This is a genomic window from Pandoraea bronchicola (assembly GCF_902459805.1).
In the GTDB taxonomy this organism is placed as follows: domain Bacteria; phylum Pseudomonadota; class Gammaproteobacteria; order Burkholderiales; family Burkholderiaceae; genus Pandoraea; species Pandoraea bronchicola.
In genome coordinates this window covers 13,885-31,708 of record NZ_CABPST010000001.1, presented here as the reverse complement: position 1 = coordinate 31,708, position 17,824 = coordinate 13,885, and the positions used below count along the sequence as shown (strand labels likewise).

The 17,824-nt window shown below is 62.4% G+C and carries 19 protein-coding genes and 1 other RNA gene; 15 read left to right on the top strand and 5 right to left on the bottom strand.

What is annotated here, in order from left to right; genetic code table 11:
* Positions 1 to 153 precede the first annotated feature (153 nt).
* The 4 genes from PBR20603_RS00170 (at position 154) to PBR20603_RS00155 (ending at position 3,335) form a co-directional block, all read left to right on the top strand.
* Entirely contained in the window at positions 154 to 1,062 is a 909-nt protein-coding gene (locus PBR20603_RS00170; protein WP_150557554.1) for a glutamate/aspartate ABC transporter substrate-binding protein, read from the top strand.
* Between the two features lie 109 nt (positions 1,063 to 1,171).
* Positions 1,172 to 1,912 carry an amino acid ABC transporter permease gene (locus PBR20603_RS00165; protein ID WP_150557553.1) on the top strand — a complete coding sequence of 247 codons (741 nt, stop codon included), beginning with the start codon at positions 1,172 to 1,174 and terminating at the stop codon, positions 1,910 to 1,912.
* Positions 1,912 to 2,592, top strand: a complete 681-nt coding sequence (gene gltK, locus PBR20603_RS00160) for a glutamate/aspartate ABC transporter permease GltK (protein WP_150557552.1) — start codon at positions 1,912 to 1,914, stop codon at positions 2,590 to 2,592. The genes PBR20603_RS00165 and gltK overlap by 1 nt, the downstream gene beginning before the upstream one ends.
* The gene (locus PBR20603_RS00155; protein ID WP_150557551.1) at positions 2,589 to 3,335 is read left to right on the top strand and encodes an amino acid ABC transporter ATP-binding protein; all 747 of its coding nucleotides are present in this window, start codon (positions 2,589 to 2,591) and stop codon (positions 3,333 to 3,335) included. The genes gltK and PBR20603_RS00155 overlap by 4 nt, the downstream gene beginning before the upstream one ends.
* Positions 3,336 to 3,427: 92 nt before the next feature.
* On the opposite strand, the gene PBR20603_RS00150 is transcribed toward PBR20603_RS00155, so the two are convergent.
* Positions 3,428 to 4,258, bottom strand: coding sequence for a class II glutamine amidotransferase (locus tag PBR20603_RS00150; RefSeq protein WP_010805087.1), 831 nt, complete (start codon positions 4,256 to 4,258; stop codon positions 3,428 to 3,430).
* A gap of 193 nt (positions 4,259 to 4,451) precedes the next feature.
* On the opposite strand from PBR20603_RS00150, the gene pyrC reads away from it, so the two are divergent.
* From pyrC to rnpB, 3 genes are all read left to right on the top strand, one after another.
* Positions 4,452 to 5,489: a dihydroorotase gene (gene pyrC / locus PBR20603_RS00145; protein WP_150557550.1), complete on the top strand. Its 1,038-nt coding sequence runs from the start codon at positions 4,452 to 4,454 to the stop codon at positions 5,487 to 5,489.
* Between the two features lie 26 nt (positions 5,490 to 5,515).
* On the top strand, positions 5,516 to 6,316 hold the full coding sequence (locus PBR20603_RS00140; protein ID WP_246174299.1) for a DUF3025 domain-containing protein: 801 nt from the start codon (positions 5,516 to 5,518) through the stop codon (positions 6,314 to 6,316).
* A 91-nt stretch (positions 6,317 to 6,407) separates the two neighbouring features.
* Positions 6,408 to 6,817: RNase P RNA component class A (gene rnpB, locus PBR20603_RS00135), an RNA gene on the top strand.
* A 68-nt stretch (positions 6,818 to 6,885) separates the two neighbouring features.
* Here rnpB and PBR20603_RS00130 read toward each other — a convergent pair.
* Positions 6,886 to 7,308 carry an OsmC family protein gene (locus tag PBR20603_RS00130; RefSeq protein ID WP_150557549.1) on the bottom strand — a complete coding sequence of 141 codons (423 nt, stop codon included), beginning with the start codon at positions 7,306 to 7,308 and terminating at the stop codon, positions 6,886 to 6,888.
* A 652-nt stretch (positions 7,309 to 7,960) separates the two neighbouring features.
* Here PBR20603_RS00130 and rplM point away from each other — a divergent pair.
* The 4 genes from rplM (at position 7,961) to erpA (ending at position 10,483) form a co-directional block, all read left to right on the top strand.
* Complete coding sequence (gene rplM / locus PBR20603_RS00125) at positions 7,961 to 8,389, top strand: 50S ribosomal protein L13 (RefSeq protein ID WP_010805091.1); 429 nt, start codon at positions 7,961 to 7,963, stop codon at positions 8,387 to 8,389.
* Between the two features lie 9 nt (positions 8,390 to 8,398).
* Positions 8,399 to 8,794 carry a 30S ribosomal protein S9 gene (rpsI, locus tag PBR20603_RS00120; protein ID WP_010805092.1) on the top strand — a complete coding sequence of 132 codons (396 nt, stop codon included), beginning with the start codon at positions 8,399 to 8,401 and terminating at the stop codon, positions 8,792 to 8,794.
* A gap of 182 nt (positions 8,795 to 8,976) precedes the next feature.
* A complete protein-coding gene (gene argC / locus PBR20603_RS00115) occupies positions 8,977 to 10,020 on the top strand; it encodes an N-acetyl-gamma-glutamyl-phosphate reductase (protein WP_150557548.1) in 1,044 nt (347 codons plus the stop codon).
* A gap of 97 nt (positions 10,021 to 10,117) precedes the next feature.
* Positions 10,118 to 10,483, top strand: a complete 366-nt coding sequence (gene erpA / locus PBR20603_RS00110; RefSeq protein WP_010805094.1) for an iron-sulfur cluster insertion protein ErpA — start codon at positions 10,118 to 10,120, stop codon at positions 10,481 to 10,483.
* Positions 10,484 to 10,587: 104 nt separating this feature from the next.
* On the opposite strand, the gene PBR20603_RS00105 is transcribed toward erpA, so the two are convergent.
* On the bottom strand, positions 10,588 to 11,772 hold the full coding sequence (locus PBR20603_RS00105; RefSeq protein ID WP_150557547.1) for an anhydro-N-acetylmuramic acid kinase: 1,185 nt from the start codon (positions 11,770 to 11,772) through the stop codon (positions 10,588 to 10,590).
* A 101-nt stretch (positions 11,773 to 11,873) separates the two neighbouring features.
* Complete coding sequence (locus PBR20603_RS00100; protein ID WP_150557546.1) at positions 11,874 to 13,244, bottom strand: M23 family metallopeptidase; 1,371 nt, start codon at positions 13,242 to 13,244, stop codon at positions 11,874 to 11,876.
* A gap of 199 nt (positions 13,245 to 13,443) precedes the next feature.
* Between PBR20603_RS00100 and tyrS the strand changes: the two genes are divergently transcribed.
* The 4 genes from tyrS to PBR20603_RS00080 all read left to right on the top strand — a co-directional run bounded on the left by tyrS (position 13,444) and on the right by PBR20603_RS00080 (position 16,750).
* A complete protein-coding gene (tyrS, locus tag PBR20603_RS00095; RefSeq protein ID WP_150557545.1) occupies positions 13,444 to 14,688 on the top strand; it encodes a tyrosine--tRNA ligase in 1,245 nt (414 codons plus the stop codon).
* A 40-nt stretch (positions 14,689 to 14,728) separates the two neighbouring features.
* Entirely contained in the window at positions 14,729 to 15,196 is a 468-nt protein-coding gene (gene dtd, locus PBR20603_RS00090; protein WP_150557544.1) for a D-aminoacyl-tRNA deacylase, read from the top strand.
* Positions 15,197 to 15,347: 151 nt separating this feature from the next.
* Entirely contained in the window at positions 15,348 to 15,974 is a 627-nt protein-coding gene (locus tag PBR20603_RS00085; RefSeq protein ID WP_150557543.1) for a YbhB/YbcL family Raf kinase inhibitor-like protein, read from the top strand.
* A 59-nt stretch (positions 15,975 to 16,033) separates the two neighbouring features.
* On the top strand, positions 16,034 to 16,750 hold the full coding sequence (locus tag PBR20603_RS00080) for a histidine phosphatase family protein (protein WP_150557542.1): 717 nt from the start codon (positions 16,034 to 16,036) through the stop codon (positions 16,748 to 16,750).
* Between the two features lie 66 nt (positions 16,751 to 16,816).
* Here PBR20603_RS00080 and PBR20603_RS00075 read toward each other — a convergent pair whose 3' ends face one another.
* Positions 16,817 to 17,803, bottom strand: a complete 987-nt coding sequence (locus PBR20603_RS00075) for an oxygenase MpaB family protein (protein ID WP_425495774.1) — start codon at positions 17,801 to 17,803, stop codon at positions 16,817 to 16,819.
* Between the last annotated feature and the right edge of the window lie 21 nt (positions 17,804 to 17,824).

Sequence of the window (17,824 nt, the reverse complement as noted above, 5' to 3'; positions counted from 1 at the left end):
GTCGAGCTAAGTAGTAATACGCATTAATGCGTAAAAACAGAATGTTCGGGGCGATTTACGTCAAAAAAGACGTACGTTCCGGACATTCGAGAATAAAAAAATGGGCAAATGCAGTGCTAAAATGCATTCGTTTTGTGCCAAGGAGACCAAGGAATGACCCTCTCGAAAATTGCGTTGGCGATGTGCTGCGTGGGCCTGATGGCAGGTGCTGCTCAGGCGCAGGAAAGCGGTACCCTCAAAAAAATCAAGGACACAGGCATTATCTCGCTGGGAAACCGCGAGTCGTCGATCCCGTTCTCGTTCTATGACAACAACCACAATGTCGTCGGCTACGCCAACGACGTGGCCATGGCCATCGTGGCTGAAGTCAAGAAAGAACTGAAGCTGCCGAAGCTGGACGTCAAGCAGACCCCGATCACGTCGCAGAACCGCATTCCGCTGGTTCAGAACGGCACGATCGACATCGAGTGCGGTTCGACCACGAACAACGCCGAGCGTCAGAAGCAGGCTGCGTTCTCGAACACGTTCTTCATCATCGGCACGCGTTTGCTGGCGAAGAACAGCTCGGGCATCAAGGATTTCGCCGATCTCAAGGGCAAGAACGTCGTGACCACGGCGGGCACGACCTCTGAGCGTCTGCTGCGCGAGATGAACCAGAAAGAAAACCTGGGCATGAACATCATCAGCGCCAAGGACCACGGCGAAGCCGCCATCACGCTGCACTCGGGCCGCGCCGTTGCCTTCATGATGGATGACGCCCTGCTCGCCGGTGAGCGTGCCAAGTTCAAGGACGCCAAGGACTACAGCATCGTCGGCAAGCCGCAATCGTACGAAGCCTACGGCTGCATGATGCGCAAGGACGATCCGGCCTTCAAGAAGCTGGTCGACAAGGCTGTTGCTGACTACCAGAAGTCGGGCCAGGCGCAAAAGGACTACGCTAAGTGGTTCCAGCAACCGATTCCGGCACTGGGTGGCGTGAACATGGACTTCCCGCCGTCGGCCGAAATGGGCGCCCTGTGGAAGTCGCCGAACGACAACGCTGACGTTCAGGGCGCCAAGTAAGCCCGACGGGCTTGATGGATCGCTGAGCACAGTCAGTGCGTAATGCCGAAGCGGAAGGAGTCAATCCTTCCGCTTCTTTTTAAGCAAGACAAGTAGAAAAGGGGAGATCATGGCTCTCGGTCTCGATTTCAGTTTTTTCTTCCAGCCGGTAGCGACCGGTGAGGGGACGACCTACTTCGGGTGGTTGCTCTCAGGCTTCAAGCTCACGCTTGCGGTCGGCCTAGGTGGCTGGATCATTGCGCTCATCGTGGGCTCCGTGCTCGGCGTGATGCGTACCGTTCCCAACAAATGGATTTCCGGCTTCGCAGCAAGTTACGTGGAGCTATTCCGGAACATCCCGCTGCTCGTGCAGTTGTTCTTCTGGTATTACGTGGCGCCCGACTTCCTGCCGGAAGGCGTTCGCCAGTGGCTGTTCTCGCTGAATCCGGCGAGCGTTTCGCTGCTCACCGGCGTGATCGGCCTGGGGCTCTTTACCGCAGCCCGGGTGTGTGAACAGGTGCGTTCCGGTATCAATTCTCTGCCCAAAGGCCAGAAAAATGCAGGTCTGGCAATGGGGCTCACGCTGCCGCAGACCTATCGCTTCGTGCTGCTGCCGGTGGCTTTCCGCGTGGTGATCCCGCCGATCACGTCGGAATTCGTCAACATCTTCAAGAACTCGGCCGTGATCTCGACGGTGAACCTGCTCGAACTGACGGGGCAGGGCAAACAGCTCATCGATTACACGGCGCATAGCTACGAGTCGTTTATCGCAGTCACGCTCGCGTACATGATCATCAACATCGTCGTGCTCACGTTCATGCGTTGGCTCGAATCGAAGACCCGCCTGCCGGGCTACATCGGGGGCAAATAATGGGTGAAATCTTCGCTTGGGGCGGCGCCATCGACGCGATGCCGCTGCTCGTCAAGGGCATGATCACCACGCTGCAGGTCACGGCGCTCGCCGTGGTCGTGGGCATCGTCTGGGGCACATTGCTCGCGATGATGCGCCTGTCCGGCGTGACGGTGCTCAAGTGGTTCGCGGATCTGTATGTGAACGTGTTCCGCTCGATCCCGCTGCTGATGGTGCTGCTGTGGTTCTTCCTGATCGTGCCGCAAGTGCTGCGTACGCTGCTCGACGTGCCGCCGACGTGGGACATCCGGATGGTCTCGGCGCTCGTCGCCTTCTCGCTGTTTGAGGCGGCGTATTATTCCGAAATCATCCGTGCGGGTATCCAGAGCGTGTCGCGCGGGCAGATGTCCGCCGCCTTCGCGCTGGGCATGTCGTACTGGCAGGCCATGGGCCTGGTGGTGCTGCCGCAGGCGTTCCGCAACATGGTGCCGCTGCTGCTGACGCAGGGCATCATTCTGTTCCAGGATACTTCGCTCGTGTACGCGATCGCCTTGTCCGATTTCTTCGGCATGGCGTATCAGGTGGGCCAGCGTGACGGCACGCTGCCTGCGATGATTGTGTTTGCCGGAGCAGTCTACTTCGTGATCTGCTTCTCGGTTTCGATGTTGGTTAAACGTCTTCAAAAGAGGTTGGCGAAATGATTACCCTTAAAAACGTCTCCAAGTGGTACGGCCAGTTCCAGGTGCTCACGGACTGCTCCACTGAAGTCAAGAAGGGTGAAGTCGTGGTGGTGTGCGGCCCGTCGGGTTCGGGCAAGTCCACGCTCATCAAGACCGTCAACGGTCTGGAGCCGATCCAGCAAGGCGAGATCATCGTCGATGGCACGTCGGTCGCAGACCCGAAGACGAACCTGGCCAAGCTGCGCTCGCGCGTGGGGATGGTGTTCCAGCACTTCGAACTGTTCCCGCACCTGTCGATCACCGAAAACCTGACGCTCGCGCAGATCAAGGTGCTGGGCCGCAGCAAGGACGCCGCCCGTGACAAGGGCCTGAAGCTGCTCGAGCGCGTGGGCCTGAAGGCGCATGCCCACAAGTTCCCGGGCCAGCTCTCGGGCGGTCAGCAACAGCGTGTGGCCATCGCCCGTGCCCTGTGCATGGACCCGATCGCCATGCTGTTCGACGAGCCGACCTCGGCACTCGATCCGGAAATGATCAACGAAGTGCTCGACGTGATGGTCGAACTGGCGCAGGAAGGCATGACCATGATGGTGGTCACGCACGAAATGGGCTTCGCCAAGAAAGTCGCGAATCGTGTGATCTTCATGGATCAGGGCATCATCGTCGAAGACGACAAGAAGGATGAGTTCTTCGCGAATCCGAAATCGGACCGCGCCAAGGACTTCCTGGCCAAGATCCTGCACTGCTTCCGGTCAGCGCTGGAATGAAAAGGCGTGCCTTCGGGCACGCTTTTTTTATGGGCGTCGCAGCAGACGGGAGCCTGCTGCGCGTTGCCAGCCCTACTCAGCCCTACTCAGCCCTACTGGCAGGCGGTGTTCTGCGCGTTGCGCAGGCGCACGGCTTCCGGGATCGGTACCACCGCGCGCAGCGACGGCGCGCCCTTCTCGAACAGGATCAATTCGCCTGGCTCGAAGGTTGTCCAGACTTCGTTGTCCGTGAGCGGCGCGGTCGCGATCACCGCGACGCGATCGGCCGGGGTGGTGAACTTGGCGAAATCGATTTCCCAGTCGGCGTCGATCAGATGCGCCTTCGCGAATGGCCACTGCCGGGCAATGAAGTGCAAGCGCGTCGAACAGTGGGCAATGAGTGCCTGGCCGTTCGAGAGAACGAAGTTGAATACGCCGTGGCGCGTGATCGTGCGCGTAATGTCCTCAACGGCGTGGAACAACTCGTCCAGCGGCGGCTGCGAGCCTGGGAAGCGCTTGCGCAGGCCCTGCATGATGTCGCAGAAGGCGCGCTCGCTGTCGGTCGTCCCCACCGGCTGGTAGACGCCCGAGAGGAACGGGTCGTAGTCGTGCAGATCGCCGTTGTGCGCGAAGATCCAGTGGCGTCCCCACAGCTCGCGCTGGAACGGATGGCAGTTCTCCAGCTCAACGATGCCTTGCGTCGCTTTGCGGATATGCGCGATGACGTTTTTGGACTTGATCGGGTACTTCTTCACCAGTTCGGCGATGGGCGAGTTCGCCGCTGCCTGGTGATCGATGAAAAGACGGCAGGCTTTGTCCTCGAAAAACGCAATGCCCCAGCCGTCCGCATGGTGATCCGTCCCCCCTCCGCGCGCCGCGAAACCGGTAAATGAGAACGTGATATCGGTCGGTTCCGCGCAATTCATTGCGAGCAGTTGGCACATGGGACGGGCAAATCGAAGATTGGCTGCGCACGTCGTGTCTGAGCGCCGCTGCCGTTACAATATGGGGTTGCACAAGCATAGCACCGGCCTCTGTGCACGTACATTCCCGCCCAAGAAGTCCGTCGCGCTGACGCGTCACCACGCCGCCGCGGTTTCATGGGTCAGCCGTCTCTCCAGCCCCCGGAAAACGCCCATGACCACCGAACTGACTATCACCCGTCCCGATGACTGGCACTTGCATGTGCGCGATGGCGCCGTGCTCAAGAGCGTGTTGCCCGACACCGCCCGCCAGTTCGGCCGCGCGATCATCATGCCGAACCTCAAGCCGCCAGTCACCACGACCGAGCATGCAGCGGCGTATCGCGAGCGCATTCTCGCGGCGCGCCCGGCCGGCAACACGTTCGAGCCGCTGATGACCCTGTACCTGACCGACAACACGCCCGCCGACGAGATCCGTCGCGCGAAAGCGTCGGGCTTCGTGCACGGCGTGAAGCTGTATCCGGCCGGGGCAACGACGAATTCGGATGCCGGCGTGACCGATCTGGCCAAGTGCCGCGGCGCGCTCGAGGCGATGCAGGACGTCGGGCTGCCGCTGCTAGTACACGGTGAAGTGACGAGTTCCGACATCGACATCTTCGACCGTGAGAAGGTCTTCATCGACAAGGTGATGTCGCCGCTGCGCCGCGATTTCCCCGGCCTCAAGGTCGTGTTCGAGCACATTACGACGAAGGATGCCGCCGAATACGTCGCCCAGGCAGAAGGCCCCATTGCCGCGACGATCACCGCACATCACCTGCTGTACAACCGTAACGCCATCTTCACGGGCGGGATTCGTCCGCATTACTACTGCCTGCCGGTGCTCAAGCGCGAGACGCATCGCGAGGCGCTCGTGAAGGCGGCAACCTCGGGCAGCGCACGCTTCTTCCTGGGCACCGACAGCGCACCGCACGCGCGTGGCGTGAAGGAAGCCGCGTGCGGCTGCGCGGGCTGCTACACGGCATTGCACGCGGTGGAGTTGTACGCCGAGGCGTTCGACAAAGCCGGTGCGCTCGACAAGTTCGAGGCGTTCGCGAGCTTCTACGGCCCGGATTTCTACGAACTGCCGCGCAACGCCGACAAGATCACGCTGGTGCGCGAAGACTGGGAATTGCCGGCCGAATTGCCGATGGGCGACGAGACCGTCGTGCCGCTGCGTGCGGGCGAAATCATCGGCTGGAAACTCAAGGGGTGAGTGTGGACGGCGCCCTGGCGCCTTCAGTGTCCACGCCTTCCGGCCTGCCGGAGATCGATTGGCGGGCACCGTGGTTCGACGCCGTATCGGAACGAGGGCAGGCCGCGTTGGCCGGCGGCGACTGGCGCGAGGCGCTGTCAGCGCAAGCCGCCGCAGCCGGTCTGGTGAGCGGGCAGGGAAGGGCGCTTCGATTCGTCGCGCAGGAGGCGCTTCCCGCCGCCACGGCTTACGAGGCGTTCATCGCGTCCACGGGCGGCGTGCCCACGCGCCAGAACTTGCATGACTTCTTCAACGCGCTGATCTGGTTGACCTATCCGCGCGGCAAGGCGGCGCTCAACGCGCGTCAGGCGGCGGCCATCGCGGCCGAAGGCGTGCAGGCGACACGGGGCGCCGCACGCGACGCGGCGACCGTGTTCGATGAGAATGCCATCCTCTTCGCTTGCAGCGACGCCGCCCTCGGCGAGGCCCTGCGAACGTTCGACTGGCGTACGCTCTTCGTGACGCGTCGTGCCGACTGGGGACGCGCCTGCGAAGTGCAGCCCTTCGGCCACGCTTTGCTGGAAAAGCTTGTCGCACCCTACAAATCGGTGACGGCACACGCCTGGATCGTGGACGTTCCCCGCGCGTATTTCGGCTGGACGCCACCTGAGCGTCGCGCCTGGCTCGACCGCCAGATCGCGCCGGTGCTCATCGACGCCCCGTGGACCACGCGAGACTTCGCGCCCTTGCCGGTGCTGGGCGTTCCCGGCTGGTGGCAGGCCAACGACGAACCTTCGTACTATCTGGACCTGTCGGTATTTCGGCCCGGGCGGCGGCAAAAGGGCTGAGGGGCTGAGGGGCTGACGGCAGCGCCGGGACGCGGTTCGGACATGCTGTCCTGCGGGCAGCGACCCCGGCGCGTGATACACTTCGGCCCGCAGAGTCGGCCAGACAATCGCCGCCTCCCTTTGGGAGGGGGAGGAAAGTCCGGACTCCATAGGGCAGGGTGATGGCTAACGGCCATCCGTCGTGAGACGCGGAACAGGGCAACAGAGAACAGACCGCCGATGGCCCCTGGCGCAAGCCAGGCGGATCAGGTAAGGGTGAAACGGTGCGGTAAGAGCGCACCGCGGCGTGCGGCAACGCACACGGCACGGTAACCTCCACCCGGAGCAATTCCAAATAGGCAGGTGAGCGGCATTCGCCTCGTGCGGGTGCCGGCAACGGGGCCCCCGGGAGCCTGCGGGTAGGAAGCTTGAGCGGCGCAGTGATGCGTCGCCTAGAGGAATGATTGTCAGGCGCGGCGCGAGTCGCGTTCACAGAATCCGGCTTATCGGCTGGCTCTGCATCCCAACAAAACGCAAAAGGCTCCCGGTGGGAGCCTTTTGTGCTTCTTCAGCCCAAAGCGGTGCGAACCTTAGCCTTCGACGATCTCGACGCTATGCGTGAGTTCTGCCGTCTTGGCGAGCATGATCGACGCGGAGCAGTACTTGTCGTGGGAGAGCGTCACGGCACGCTCCACGGTGGCGGGGTTGAGGTTGCGGCCCGTGACGGTGAAGTGGAAGTGAATCTTAGTGAAGACCTTCGGGTCTTCGCTCGCGCGCTCAGCCTTGAGCGTGACGCTGCAGCCCTTCACTTCGGCACGGCTCTTCTTGAGAATGAGCACCACGTCGTAGGCGGTGCAGCCGCCAGTGCCGACCAGCAGCATTTCCATCGGACGCGGTGCCTGATTATGGCCGCCGCCTTCCGGCGCACCATCCATCGCGACGATGTGGCCGCTGCCCGTCTGTGCGACGAAGGCCATGCCGTCCTGGCCCATCCAACTCACCTTGCAATCCATATTTCGAAACCCCGATATCCCGTTCAAGCAAAAATTGTAGCGGCTTCCGCAAACCTGCGTACGATGCCGCCCGCAAACCCTGGAAGCCACCCAAGTCGGCTTCGGTTGCTGCGACGCAATATTGGCGCTTTTTTGATCGGGTTTTCAGCGGGATAAACCCTAAATTTAGGCGTTGGGCTCTAGTTGTCCGAGTCACATGCCTATGAATATCAGCATAAGTGATTGATTTTTATTGATGTATTTGGGTATTGCCTATCTTCTGTGCATTTCATATTGTGGTGTTGTATTTCGCACTATAAATTTTCTTGCGCCGCACCAACTGATTTGCTAGACTGCAGTCATTGGTTGTTGTGCTTCACAGCAATCCTGCAAGTGTCTCCTCCACCCTCCTCCTTTGGTGGATTTAACCCGGACCCATGAGGTTCGGGTTTTTTTTTGTTCGGCCGGAAATCGCCGTTTACCGGCGGCGGTTTACCGGTGGGTGGTTTTTTCTGTATAATCAACGGCTTTTCCGGAAATGCCCACGGAAAAAGCATCAGGGAGAGCCTGCAAGCACAGGACTGCGCCATGCGACGCAACTCGTAAGGACGCGGCCGGCAGACAAGCAGGAAGTTGGTGTTAATGGGGCAAATGCATTTTATTTGGATCGATCATGAAGACGTTTTCCGCTAAGCCGGCAGAGGTGACGCGCGAATGGTTTGTGATTGACGCGACGGACAAAGTCCTCGGCCGTGTCGCCAGCGAAGTGGCACGCCGTCTGCGCGGCAAACACAAACCGGAATTCACGCCGCACGTTGACACGGGTGATTACATCATCATCGTCAATGCTGCCAAGCTGAAAGTTACGGGCGCAAAGCAAACCGACAAGAAGTACTACCGTCACACGGGTTACCCGGGCGGTATCTACGAAACCACGTTTGGCAAGATGCAAGAGCGTTTCCCGGGCCGTGCGCTCGAGAAAGCCGTGAAGGGCATGCTGCCGAAGGGTCCGCTGGGCTACGCGATGATCAAGAAGCTGAAGGTGTACGCCGACGGTAATCATCCGCACGAAGCGCAGCAACCGAAGTCGCTCGAGATCTAAGGGCCAGCCATGTTCAAAAACGATTGGAATTACGGCACCGGCCGTCGCAAGAGCGCTGTTGCTCGTGTGTTCATCAAGGCTGGCAAGGGCGACATCGTCGTCAATGGCAAGCCGATCAAAGAGTACTTCGCTCGTGAAACGTCGCTGATGATCGTTCGTCAGCCGCTCGAGCTGACCAACCACGCTGAAACGTTCGACATCAAGGTCAACGTTTCGGGCGGCGGTGAAACGGGTCAGGCCGGTGCGGTTCGTCACGGTATCACCCGCGCACTGATCGACTACGATGCGACGCTCAAGCCGACGCTGTCGACCGCAGGCTTCGTGACGCGCGATGCCCGTGAAGTCGAACGTAAGAAGGTGGGTCTGCACAAGGCCCGCCGTCGCAAGCAATTCTCGAAGCGTTAATCGCCCGAGTGCTTGTTGGCATCTGCCTCTGGTGGATGCAGAGAAAGGCCGCCTCGCGCGGCCTTTTTTCTTTTTTCGTCGCGTTTTGCACGCATGGCGGGCAGAGACGTCCGGTGCGTTACCGTCTCACGCGTGTCGTGGAAGCTTGATAGAATCGCGATTCCGATTGAAAGGGGTAGGACATGGTCAAGGTGGGTATCGTAGGCGGCACCGGCTATACCGGTGTGGAGCTGCTCCGTTTGCTGGCGCAGCATCCGGAGGTGAAGTTGACGGCGATTACCTCGCGAAAGGAAGCGGGCACGCCGGTCGCCGATATGTATCCGAACCTGCGAGGCCGTGTCGACCTGGCGTTTTGCACGCCCGATGATGCCCGTCTGACCGATTGCGACGTGGTGTTCTTTGCCACGCCGCACGGCGTTGCCATGGCGCAGGCGCGCGAGTTGCTCGCTGCTGGCGTGCGCGTGATCGATCTGGCGGCGGACTTCCGCCTGAAGGACATCGCCACGTTCGAGAAGTGGTACGGCATGCCGCATGCTTGCCCGGACATTCTCGAGGAGGCCGTGTACGGCCTGCCCGAGATCAATCGCGAACAGATCAAGAGCGCCCGGGTGATCGGCCTGCCGGGTTGCTATCCGACGTCCGTGCAACTGGGCTACGCGCCGCTGTTTGCCGGTGGCCGCAAGCTGGTCGATCCGAAGCACCTGATCGCAGACGCCAAGTCGGGCGCAAGCGGTGCAGGCCGCAAGGGCGAGACGTCGCTGATCCTCGCGGAGACGGCCGACAACTTCAAGGCTTACGGAGTGAAGGGCCATCGCCATCACCCGGAAATCAAGCAGGGTCTCGAGGCGATTGCGGGCTACGATGTGGGCCTGACGTTCGTGCCGCACCTGCTGCCGACGATCCGTGGCATTCACTCGACGCTGTACGCGACGATTCTGCCTGAAGCGCGCGATACCGACTTCCAGGCGCTGTTCGAGACGTATTACGCGGGCGAGCCGTTCGTGGACGTGCTGCCGGCGGGCTCGATGCCGGAAACGCGTTGGGTGCGTGCATCGAACTATGTCCGCATGGCGGTGCATCGCCCGGGCAACGAAGACACGCTGGTGATCCTCGTGGTCGAGGACAATCTGGTCAAGGGCGCGTCCGGTCAGGGCGTGCAGTGTATGAACCTGATGTTCGGCTTGCCGGAGAATATGGGGCTGACCCATATTCCCGTACTGCCGTAACGGTATTTATCGTCCCTAAGCCCTTGATTTTCCGACCATCGGCACGATTTTGGAATAGGGACTAGAATGATACCGAACCGATTTATGGAGATTTGCGATGAACGCACCGCTTGAGGCTGCCGTCACGGAAATGCCCGCATTCCTGGTCTTTACTGACAGCGCTGCGGACAAGGTCAAGCAACTGATCGACGAAGAAGGCAACGCCGAGCTGAAACTGCGCGTTTTCGTGCAGGGTGGCGGTTGCTCCGGCTTTCAGTATGGTTTCACCTTCGATGAAGATGTCAACGAAGACGATACCGTGCTCGACAAGAACGGCGTGTCGCTGCTGATCGACTCGATGAGCTATCAATACCTCGTCGGCGCCGAGATTGACTACAAGGAAGACATCAATGGCGCGCAGTTCGTGATCAAGAACCCGAACGCAACCACCACGTGTGGCTGCGGTTCTTCGTTCTCGGTCTGAGCGACACGAAAGCCGTTACTGTCCGCAGTATGAGAAAGGGCCCGCAAGGGCCCTTTTCTCGTTAACCTGCCGTTCGCGCGGTTCCCGCAGGGTTGGCGCTTCGCTCAATGCGGGTAGATCGCGCCCAGAATGCGGGGATGCTTCGCGCCGGTGACAGACGGCAGATTCCCCGGTTGCCGTGCCAGGCATCGTTGAGCGAGCCAGGCGAAGGCGCGAGCCTCGACCTGATGCGGCGGCACACCGAGGACTTCGGTCGTCGCGACGGTCACACCGGGCAGACGTGTGGCGATGGCTTGCATGAGGGCATGGTTGCGCGTGCCGCCGCCGCAGGCGTAAAAACCCCGGCAATCGGGGGCATAACGTAATACGTCGTCGGCAACGCACTGTGCCGTCAGTGCGACGAGCGTGGCCTGAATATCCACCGGCGGCACGCCCGGGAACGCTGCCAAATGCGCGCCGAGCCATTCGGCGTGGAACAGGTCGCGCCCGGTGCTCTTCGGAGGCGTCTGGCGGAAGTAGGGTTCGCTCAGCAGGGCGGCGAGCAGCGCGTCGTTGACGCGTCCGCTGGCGCCCCAGGCACCGCCATCGTCGTAGGACTTGCCAAGATGGCGCGCGGCCCAGCCGTCGAGCAGCGCGTTACCCGGCCCGCAATCGAAGCCGGAAACCGGCTGGCCGGACGCCGCCGAAGGCAGAATGGTCACGTTGCTGATGCCGCCGAGATTACAAACGACGCGCGTTTGCCCCGCCTCAGAGAACATTGCCTGATGGTAGGCCGGCACAAGTGGCGCGCCCTGTCCGCCGGCCGCGATGTCTCGGCTGCGAATATCTGCGACCACATCGATGCCGGTCAATTCGGCGAGCAGCGCGGGGGCATTGAGCTGGCGCGTATAGCCAATGCCGTCGAATTCACCCGGGCGATGGCGGATCGTCTGCCCGTGTGCGCCAATGGCCGCGACGGCCGATGCGGGAAGCCCTGCGGTACTCAGCAACTCACGCACGCACTCGGCATAGACGCGCACCAACGCGTTTGCCGCCAGCGCCTCACGATGCAATTCGTTTTCCGAAGGGGCTTGCAGCACCATCAACGTCTCGCGCAAATCGCCCGGGAACGGGAGATAGGCCTCTGCGAGCACCCGGCCGTCTACTGACGCGACGAGCACGCCGTCGACGCCGTCGAGGCTCGTGCCGGACATCAGGCCGATGAAATGGGCGGGGGAGTTCGGGGAGTTCGGGGAGTTCGGGGAATCCGGGGAATCCGGGGAGGCGGGGTGGCGAGCGATGTCGGTCATGTGCGGGGCGCGAGCGCGAGAGCCGAAGAAATCAAATCCGCGCCGGCAGGGCAGCCATGTGGATCACATGTTGCCCCGCGCAGCGCGCTTCCCAGCATACCTCAATCGCGCTCGGCGACTTGCACGGTGCGCATCAGGTCGATGCGCTTGAGCAGGTTCTCGGCGTACATGTCGAACACCTTCAGGCGGGCGCCTGCGAGCGGTGCGACGGCCGCCACATCCGTCGAGAACGGATTGCGCGGAACGCCGTTGTAGCGCAGTTCGTAGTGCAGGTGCGGGCCGGTTGCCCAGCCGGTCTGTCCGACGAAGCCGATGACCTGGCCTTGCGTGACACGCGTGCCGGCCTTCATGCCCTGACCGAAGCCCGACAGGTGGGCGTAACGCGTCTGATAGTTGCCAGCGTGATCGATCTCCACCAGATTGCCGTAACCGTTCTGCGTGCCGACGAACTTGACGACGCCGTCACCCGCAGCAAACACGCGCGTGCCGACGGGCGCTGCCAGATCCACGCCTTCGTGCTTCTTCCACTTGTGCTGGAACGGATGCTCGCGACCGCCAAACGCCGACGAAATTCGCGAAAACTCGACCGGTGTGCGCAGGAACGCCTGCTTCAGGTTGCGGCCGTCGAAGCCGTAGTACGCCCCCTCGGGCGAGCCCTGCGGATCGGCGTACCAGATGGCCTGATGTGTCTTGCCCTGGTTGATGAACTCGATGGCCAGCACGCGACCCGTGCGAACGGTGCGGTCCTGCTGCTTGACGACTTCGTACACCATGCGGAAGCGGTCGCCGCGGCGCACGTCGCGCTGGAAATTGATGACGCCGGAGAAGATGTTCACCATCTGTGCGACCACGGCGTCGGGCACGCCGGCATCGTCCATCGCGGTGAAGAAGTTGCCCGCAATGGCGCCGGAGCGCATGGCCCATTCGGTATCGTTGGCGAGCTGGTCCATGCGTGCGCGCAGGCGGCCGTCGTCGTTGCGCTCGATCACCAGTTGCTGGGCGGTAGCGCTGCCGGTCGACAGGACCGTCGTGAGCGAGACGAGCTTGCCGTCATCGTCCGTCTCGGCCTGCACGACTTGCCCTGCGGGCACGCCGATCAGACGGCGGGCGACGGCGTTCTCACGAATGAAGCGCTCGGCGACGGGGTCCTGGATCGACAGCCGCGAGAGCATGTCGCCAAGGGTTTCGCCGCGACGCATCGCTACCTGATGGATAAAGGTCTGGGATTGCGCGTCGAGCTGCTGGATCTGTTTGGCCAGGTCGGGGAAGGTAAGCGGCAAAGTCACGCTCGCGCCGTTGCGGGCCGCTTCGGGCACCATGGGTGCCACGCCGAAAGCGGTCACCATTCCCAACGTCAGGGCCGAACCAACCGTTGCCACGATTTGCACCTTTCTGCGACGGTGCTTCGGCTGCGTGGGATCGATCAGGGTCAGCAGTTCACGCGCAAAAAAATCACGGAGTTTGGGCCACATCACGTAAAATTCTGCGCAACTTACGAAAAAAGCCCGGGCGGAGCGACATGCTTCGAGATTGCCCGCCGGAATTCCGGGGCAACCCGGCGTCGCTTCGGCCCGAGCCGAGAATTGAGCGGCGATTATAGCAGACCCGCCGCTGCCTCCGCCTTTACTGGCTGCCTAAGGGAAACCCTGAAGCAGTCTGGACAATGATGTTATGACAAGTGAACACGCACTCACCTCGGAAAAGAAGTACCCCGTGACCGACGCCACGCGGGCCGCTCTGGCGATCGCCAAGCGCGGTTGCGATGAGCTTCTCGTGGAAGAGGAGTTCCTGCAAAAGCTGGCGCGCAGCGAAGCGACCGGCAAGCCGCTGCGTATCAAGCTGGGGCTGGACCCGACGGCCCCCGACATCCACATCGGCCACACCGTGGTGCTCAACAAGATGCGCCAGTTGCAGGATCTGGGGCATACGGTCATTTTCCTGATCGGCGATTTCACGTCGCTCATCGGCGATCCGTCGGGCCGTAACAGCACGCGCCCGCCGCTCACTCGTGAGCAGATCGAGTCGAACGCCAAGACCTATTTCGAGCAGGCCGCGCTCGTGCTCGACCGCAGCAAGACCGAAATCCGCTACAACAGCGAATGGTCGATGAAGCTGGGCGCCGATGGCATGATCAAGCTCGCGTCGCGTTACACCATGGCGCGCATGCTCGAGCGCGAGGACTTCACGAAGCGCTTCCAGGGCGGCGTGCCCATCGCCATTCACGAATTCCTCTACCCGCTCATGCAGGGTTACGACTCGGTGGCGCTGGAGTCGGATCTGGAGCTTGGCGGCACGGACCAGAAGTTCAACCTGCTCGTGGGCCGCGAACTGCAAAAGCAGTACGGTCAGGAGCCGCAGTGCATTCTGACGATGCCGCTGCTCGAAGGGCTGGACGGCGTCGAGAAGATGTCGAAGTCCAAGGGCAACTACGTGGGCATCAGCGAGAAGCCGAGCGAAATGTTCGGCAAGCTCATGAGCATCTCGGACGATCTGATGTGGCGCTACTACGAGCTGCTCTCGTTCCGATCGCTCGAAGCGATCGCCCAACTGCGCAAGGATGTCGAAGGCGGGCGCAATCCGCGCGATGTGAAGGTGCTGCTCGCGCAGGAGATCGTGGCGCGTTTCCACTCGCAGGCCGACGCCGAGCGCGCACTCGAGGACTTCAACGCACGTGCCAAGGGTGGCGTGCCGGACGACATTCCGGAAGTCTCGCTCGACGGCGCCCCGCTGGGTATCGCGCAATTGCTCAAGCAGGCGGGCCTGGTGCCGTCGACGTCGGAAGCCAACCGCAACATCGAACAGGGCGGTGTGCGCATCGACGGCGAGGCCGTGTCCGACAAGGGCGCGAAAATCGAAGCCGGCACCTACGTCGTGCAAGTGGGCAAACGCCGCTTCGCCCGCGTGACGCTCGCCTGAGCGTCGCCGGTCGAGTGGCCTCACGACTGAACCCCTCGCGATGATCGCGCTCATCCAACGTGTGCTCGAAGCCGCGGTGACGGTCGAAGGCCGCACCGTCGGCGCCATCGGGCCGGGTCTGCTCGCGCTCGTATGCGCCGAACGTGGCGACACCGAGGCGAGTGCGGACAAGCTGCTCGCGAAGCTGCTCGGCTACCGTGTGTTCTCGGACGACGCGGGCAAGATGAACCGCAGCGTGTCGAGTCTCGACGGTAACGGGGCGGCGGGCGGTCTGCTGCTCGTCTCGCAGTTCACGCTGGCGGCCGACACCAACAGCGGCACCCGTCCGAGTTTCACCCCGGCAGCGAGTCCGGCGGACGGCAAACGGCTCTTCGATCATTTCGTCAAGCAGGCGCGCGCGCGCCATCCCATCGTGCAAACCGGCGAGTTCGGCGCACACATGCGCGTCTCGCTCGTGAACGACGGACCGGTCACGTTCTGGCTTCAGACACGTCCCGACACTGTCTGAGGCGTCCGCGGTGGCACGGCGCCGCTCGTGCCACTCGTCTTATCCCGAAAATCGCTCGGATTCGTCCTGATGTGCGTGGCCTATTGCACGGGATTCGCCTCGGTGTGATACCGTCGTCGGGTTCCGAAATGACAATGCTTGGGAGAATCTGATGAAAGTCTGGAGTGACTCGTTTGCCGGTAATGCGGCGATGGATGCACAGTTCGCCTTCGGCAAACCGGATGCGCAGTCGCACGTGGCGCTGTCGCAGAACAAGAATCCCCATCTGGCCTGGTCCGACGTGCCCGCCGGTACGCGTTCGTTTGTCGTGATCTGCACCGACAGCGACGTGCCGAGCCAGGGCGACGACGTCAACAAGGAAGGCCGCGAAGTGCCGGCGGATCTGCCGCGCGTCGATTTCTATCACTGGGTGCTCGTCGACGTGCCGGCATCGGTCTCCGAGATCCCTGCGGCGAGCCATAGCAATCACGTCACGCCGCGTGGCAAGTTCGGCCCGGACGCACTCGACGGCATGCGTCACGGGGTGAACGACTACACCGCGTGGTTCGCGGGCGACGAGAGCATGAAGGGCGATTACTACGGCTACGACGGCCCGTGCCCGCCGTGGAACGACACGATCGTGCACCACTACCACTTCACCGTGTATGCGCTCGACGTCGCCCGCGTTCCGCTCGAAGGCCGCTTCGGTGGCGACGACGTGCTCGCCGCGATCAAGCCGCACGTGCTCGGCAGTGCCAGCGTAACCGGCACCTACACGCTCAATCCGAAGGTCGCCTGACGGCAACCCCGCCCGCTTGCCGTTTTTCCCCTGGACTCACGCAAAACGTATTCGCATCGATGACCGGCACGACGACTACCCTCACTTTGATTCGCCACGGCGAAACCGACTGGAACCGCGTCAGACGGATTCAGGGGCACACGGACATCCCGCTGTCGACCGAGGGTGAGCGTCAGGCGGTGTTGCTGGGAGCGCGTATCGCGCGCGAGGTCGCCGCACATGGACGTGTATTCGATCGCGTGCTCACGAGCGATCTGCAGCGTGCTGTGCAGACGGCGGCACCCGTCGCGCACGCGTGCGGCGTGCCGCTCGTGCGCACGGCGAGTCTGCGGGAGCGTCACTACGGGATCTTCGAAACTCGGGTGCCCGACGAGATTCAGGCGGAATTTCCGCAGGACTATTCGCGCTGGCAGAGCCGCGATCCCGATTTCGTGATTCCCGGCGGCGAGTCGACGCGGGGTTTTTACACGCGCATCACGGATTTCATCGCACACCTCGTGCGCGACGCCATGGGCCAGCATCTCGCACTGGTGGCGCATGGCGGCGTGCTCGACTGCTGCTATCGACTGGCGACGGGACTTGCGCTGAACGAACCGCGTTCCTATCCATTGCTCAATGCGAGCGTGAACCGTCTGGCCTACGACGGCGAGCGTTGGCATGTGCTGAGCTGGGGGGATGTCACGCACCTGGACGATGCCGTGCGCGACGAAAGCAACGACAAGCCGGCAGACGTCGGTGCTGCGGCCACGGATCGCGTTGATCCCAGGGTGGTGTAAGCCGTCTGACTTAGGCCTCTCGCCCCGGGCGGCGAAACGACAATTCGATGCGCGATCAGCGCTCGATCAGCGCTCCAGCGATGGCTGCACGACAGTGACATCGGGGGTGGCCAACGCACGGCGCTGCGCCCGGTGGGCCACGCTGTTGCGCATCGACCAGCGGGCGACCTGTGCCATGTGACGCACGGCAGGCCGCAGCGTGAGACGGCGCACCATCGACTGCGCTTCGAAACCGAGCATCGCCTGTGACCAGTCTGGCAGCAGGTCGATACCTGCCCGGAACAACAATCCGCTGAACACGCGCGCGCCAGCGAACGGTGCCGGTAAGTTGCGCAAGACGCGCACGACTTCTTCGGTGCGCTCGCTCGCGCACAACGACGGACGCATTGCGGCGAGATAGTCGTCGATCTGCGACACACTCATCGGCACATCGCGTGCGCCAAGCGCCACGGCAATGCGCGAGACTTCCGAGTAGTAGCGATCCTGCTCGCCGCGCGTGAACGCCGGATTCTTGTAGACGAGATAGCTGCGCAGGAAGCTCGATGTCTCTGCCACATGAACCCACGTCAACAGGTCGGGATCGTAGGCGGCATAGGGGCGGCCATCGGGCGCGGTGCCCTTGACCTGCAGGTGGATGCGTCGCACGCGTTCGAGCAGCGCCTCGGCGTCGGCGGTGTTCCCGAACGTTGTGCCGCCGATGAACGTCGCTGTGCGGCGCAAGCGGCCGATCACGTCCTGCCGGAAGGTCGAATGATCCCAGACACCGGCCATCGCGAGCGGGTGCAGCGACTGCATCAGCAGCGCACTGATGCCGCCGATCATCATCGAGGTGAAGTCGCCATGGACATGCCAGCAGGCAGCGCCGGGGCCGAACAGGCCGGGGTCGCCCGCCGGAGTGTCGTAATTCAGACGCGGTGCACCGGGGCCTGATGTCAGGCTCACCAGCCGCATGGCGATAGCGTGCCGTACGTGTCCCGACACACCCGTCACCGGTCCGGCGGGCCGCAAAGGCGTTGCCGGAGGTGGTGTCGGGAGGTCGTCGTGAGAGGACATGTGTCGTTCAGCGTGACGTGA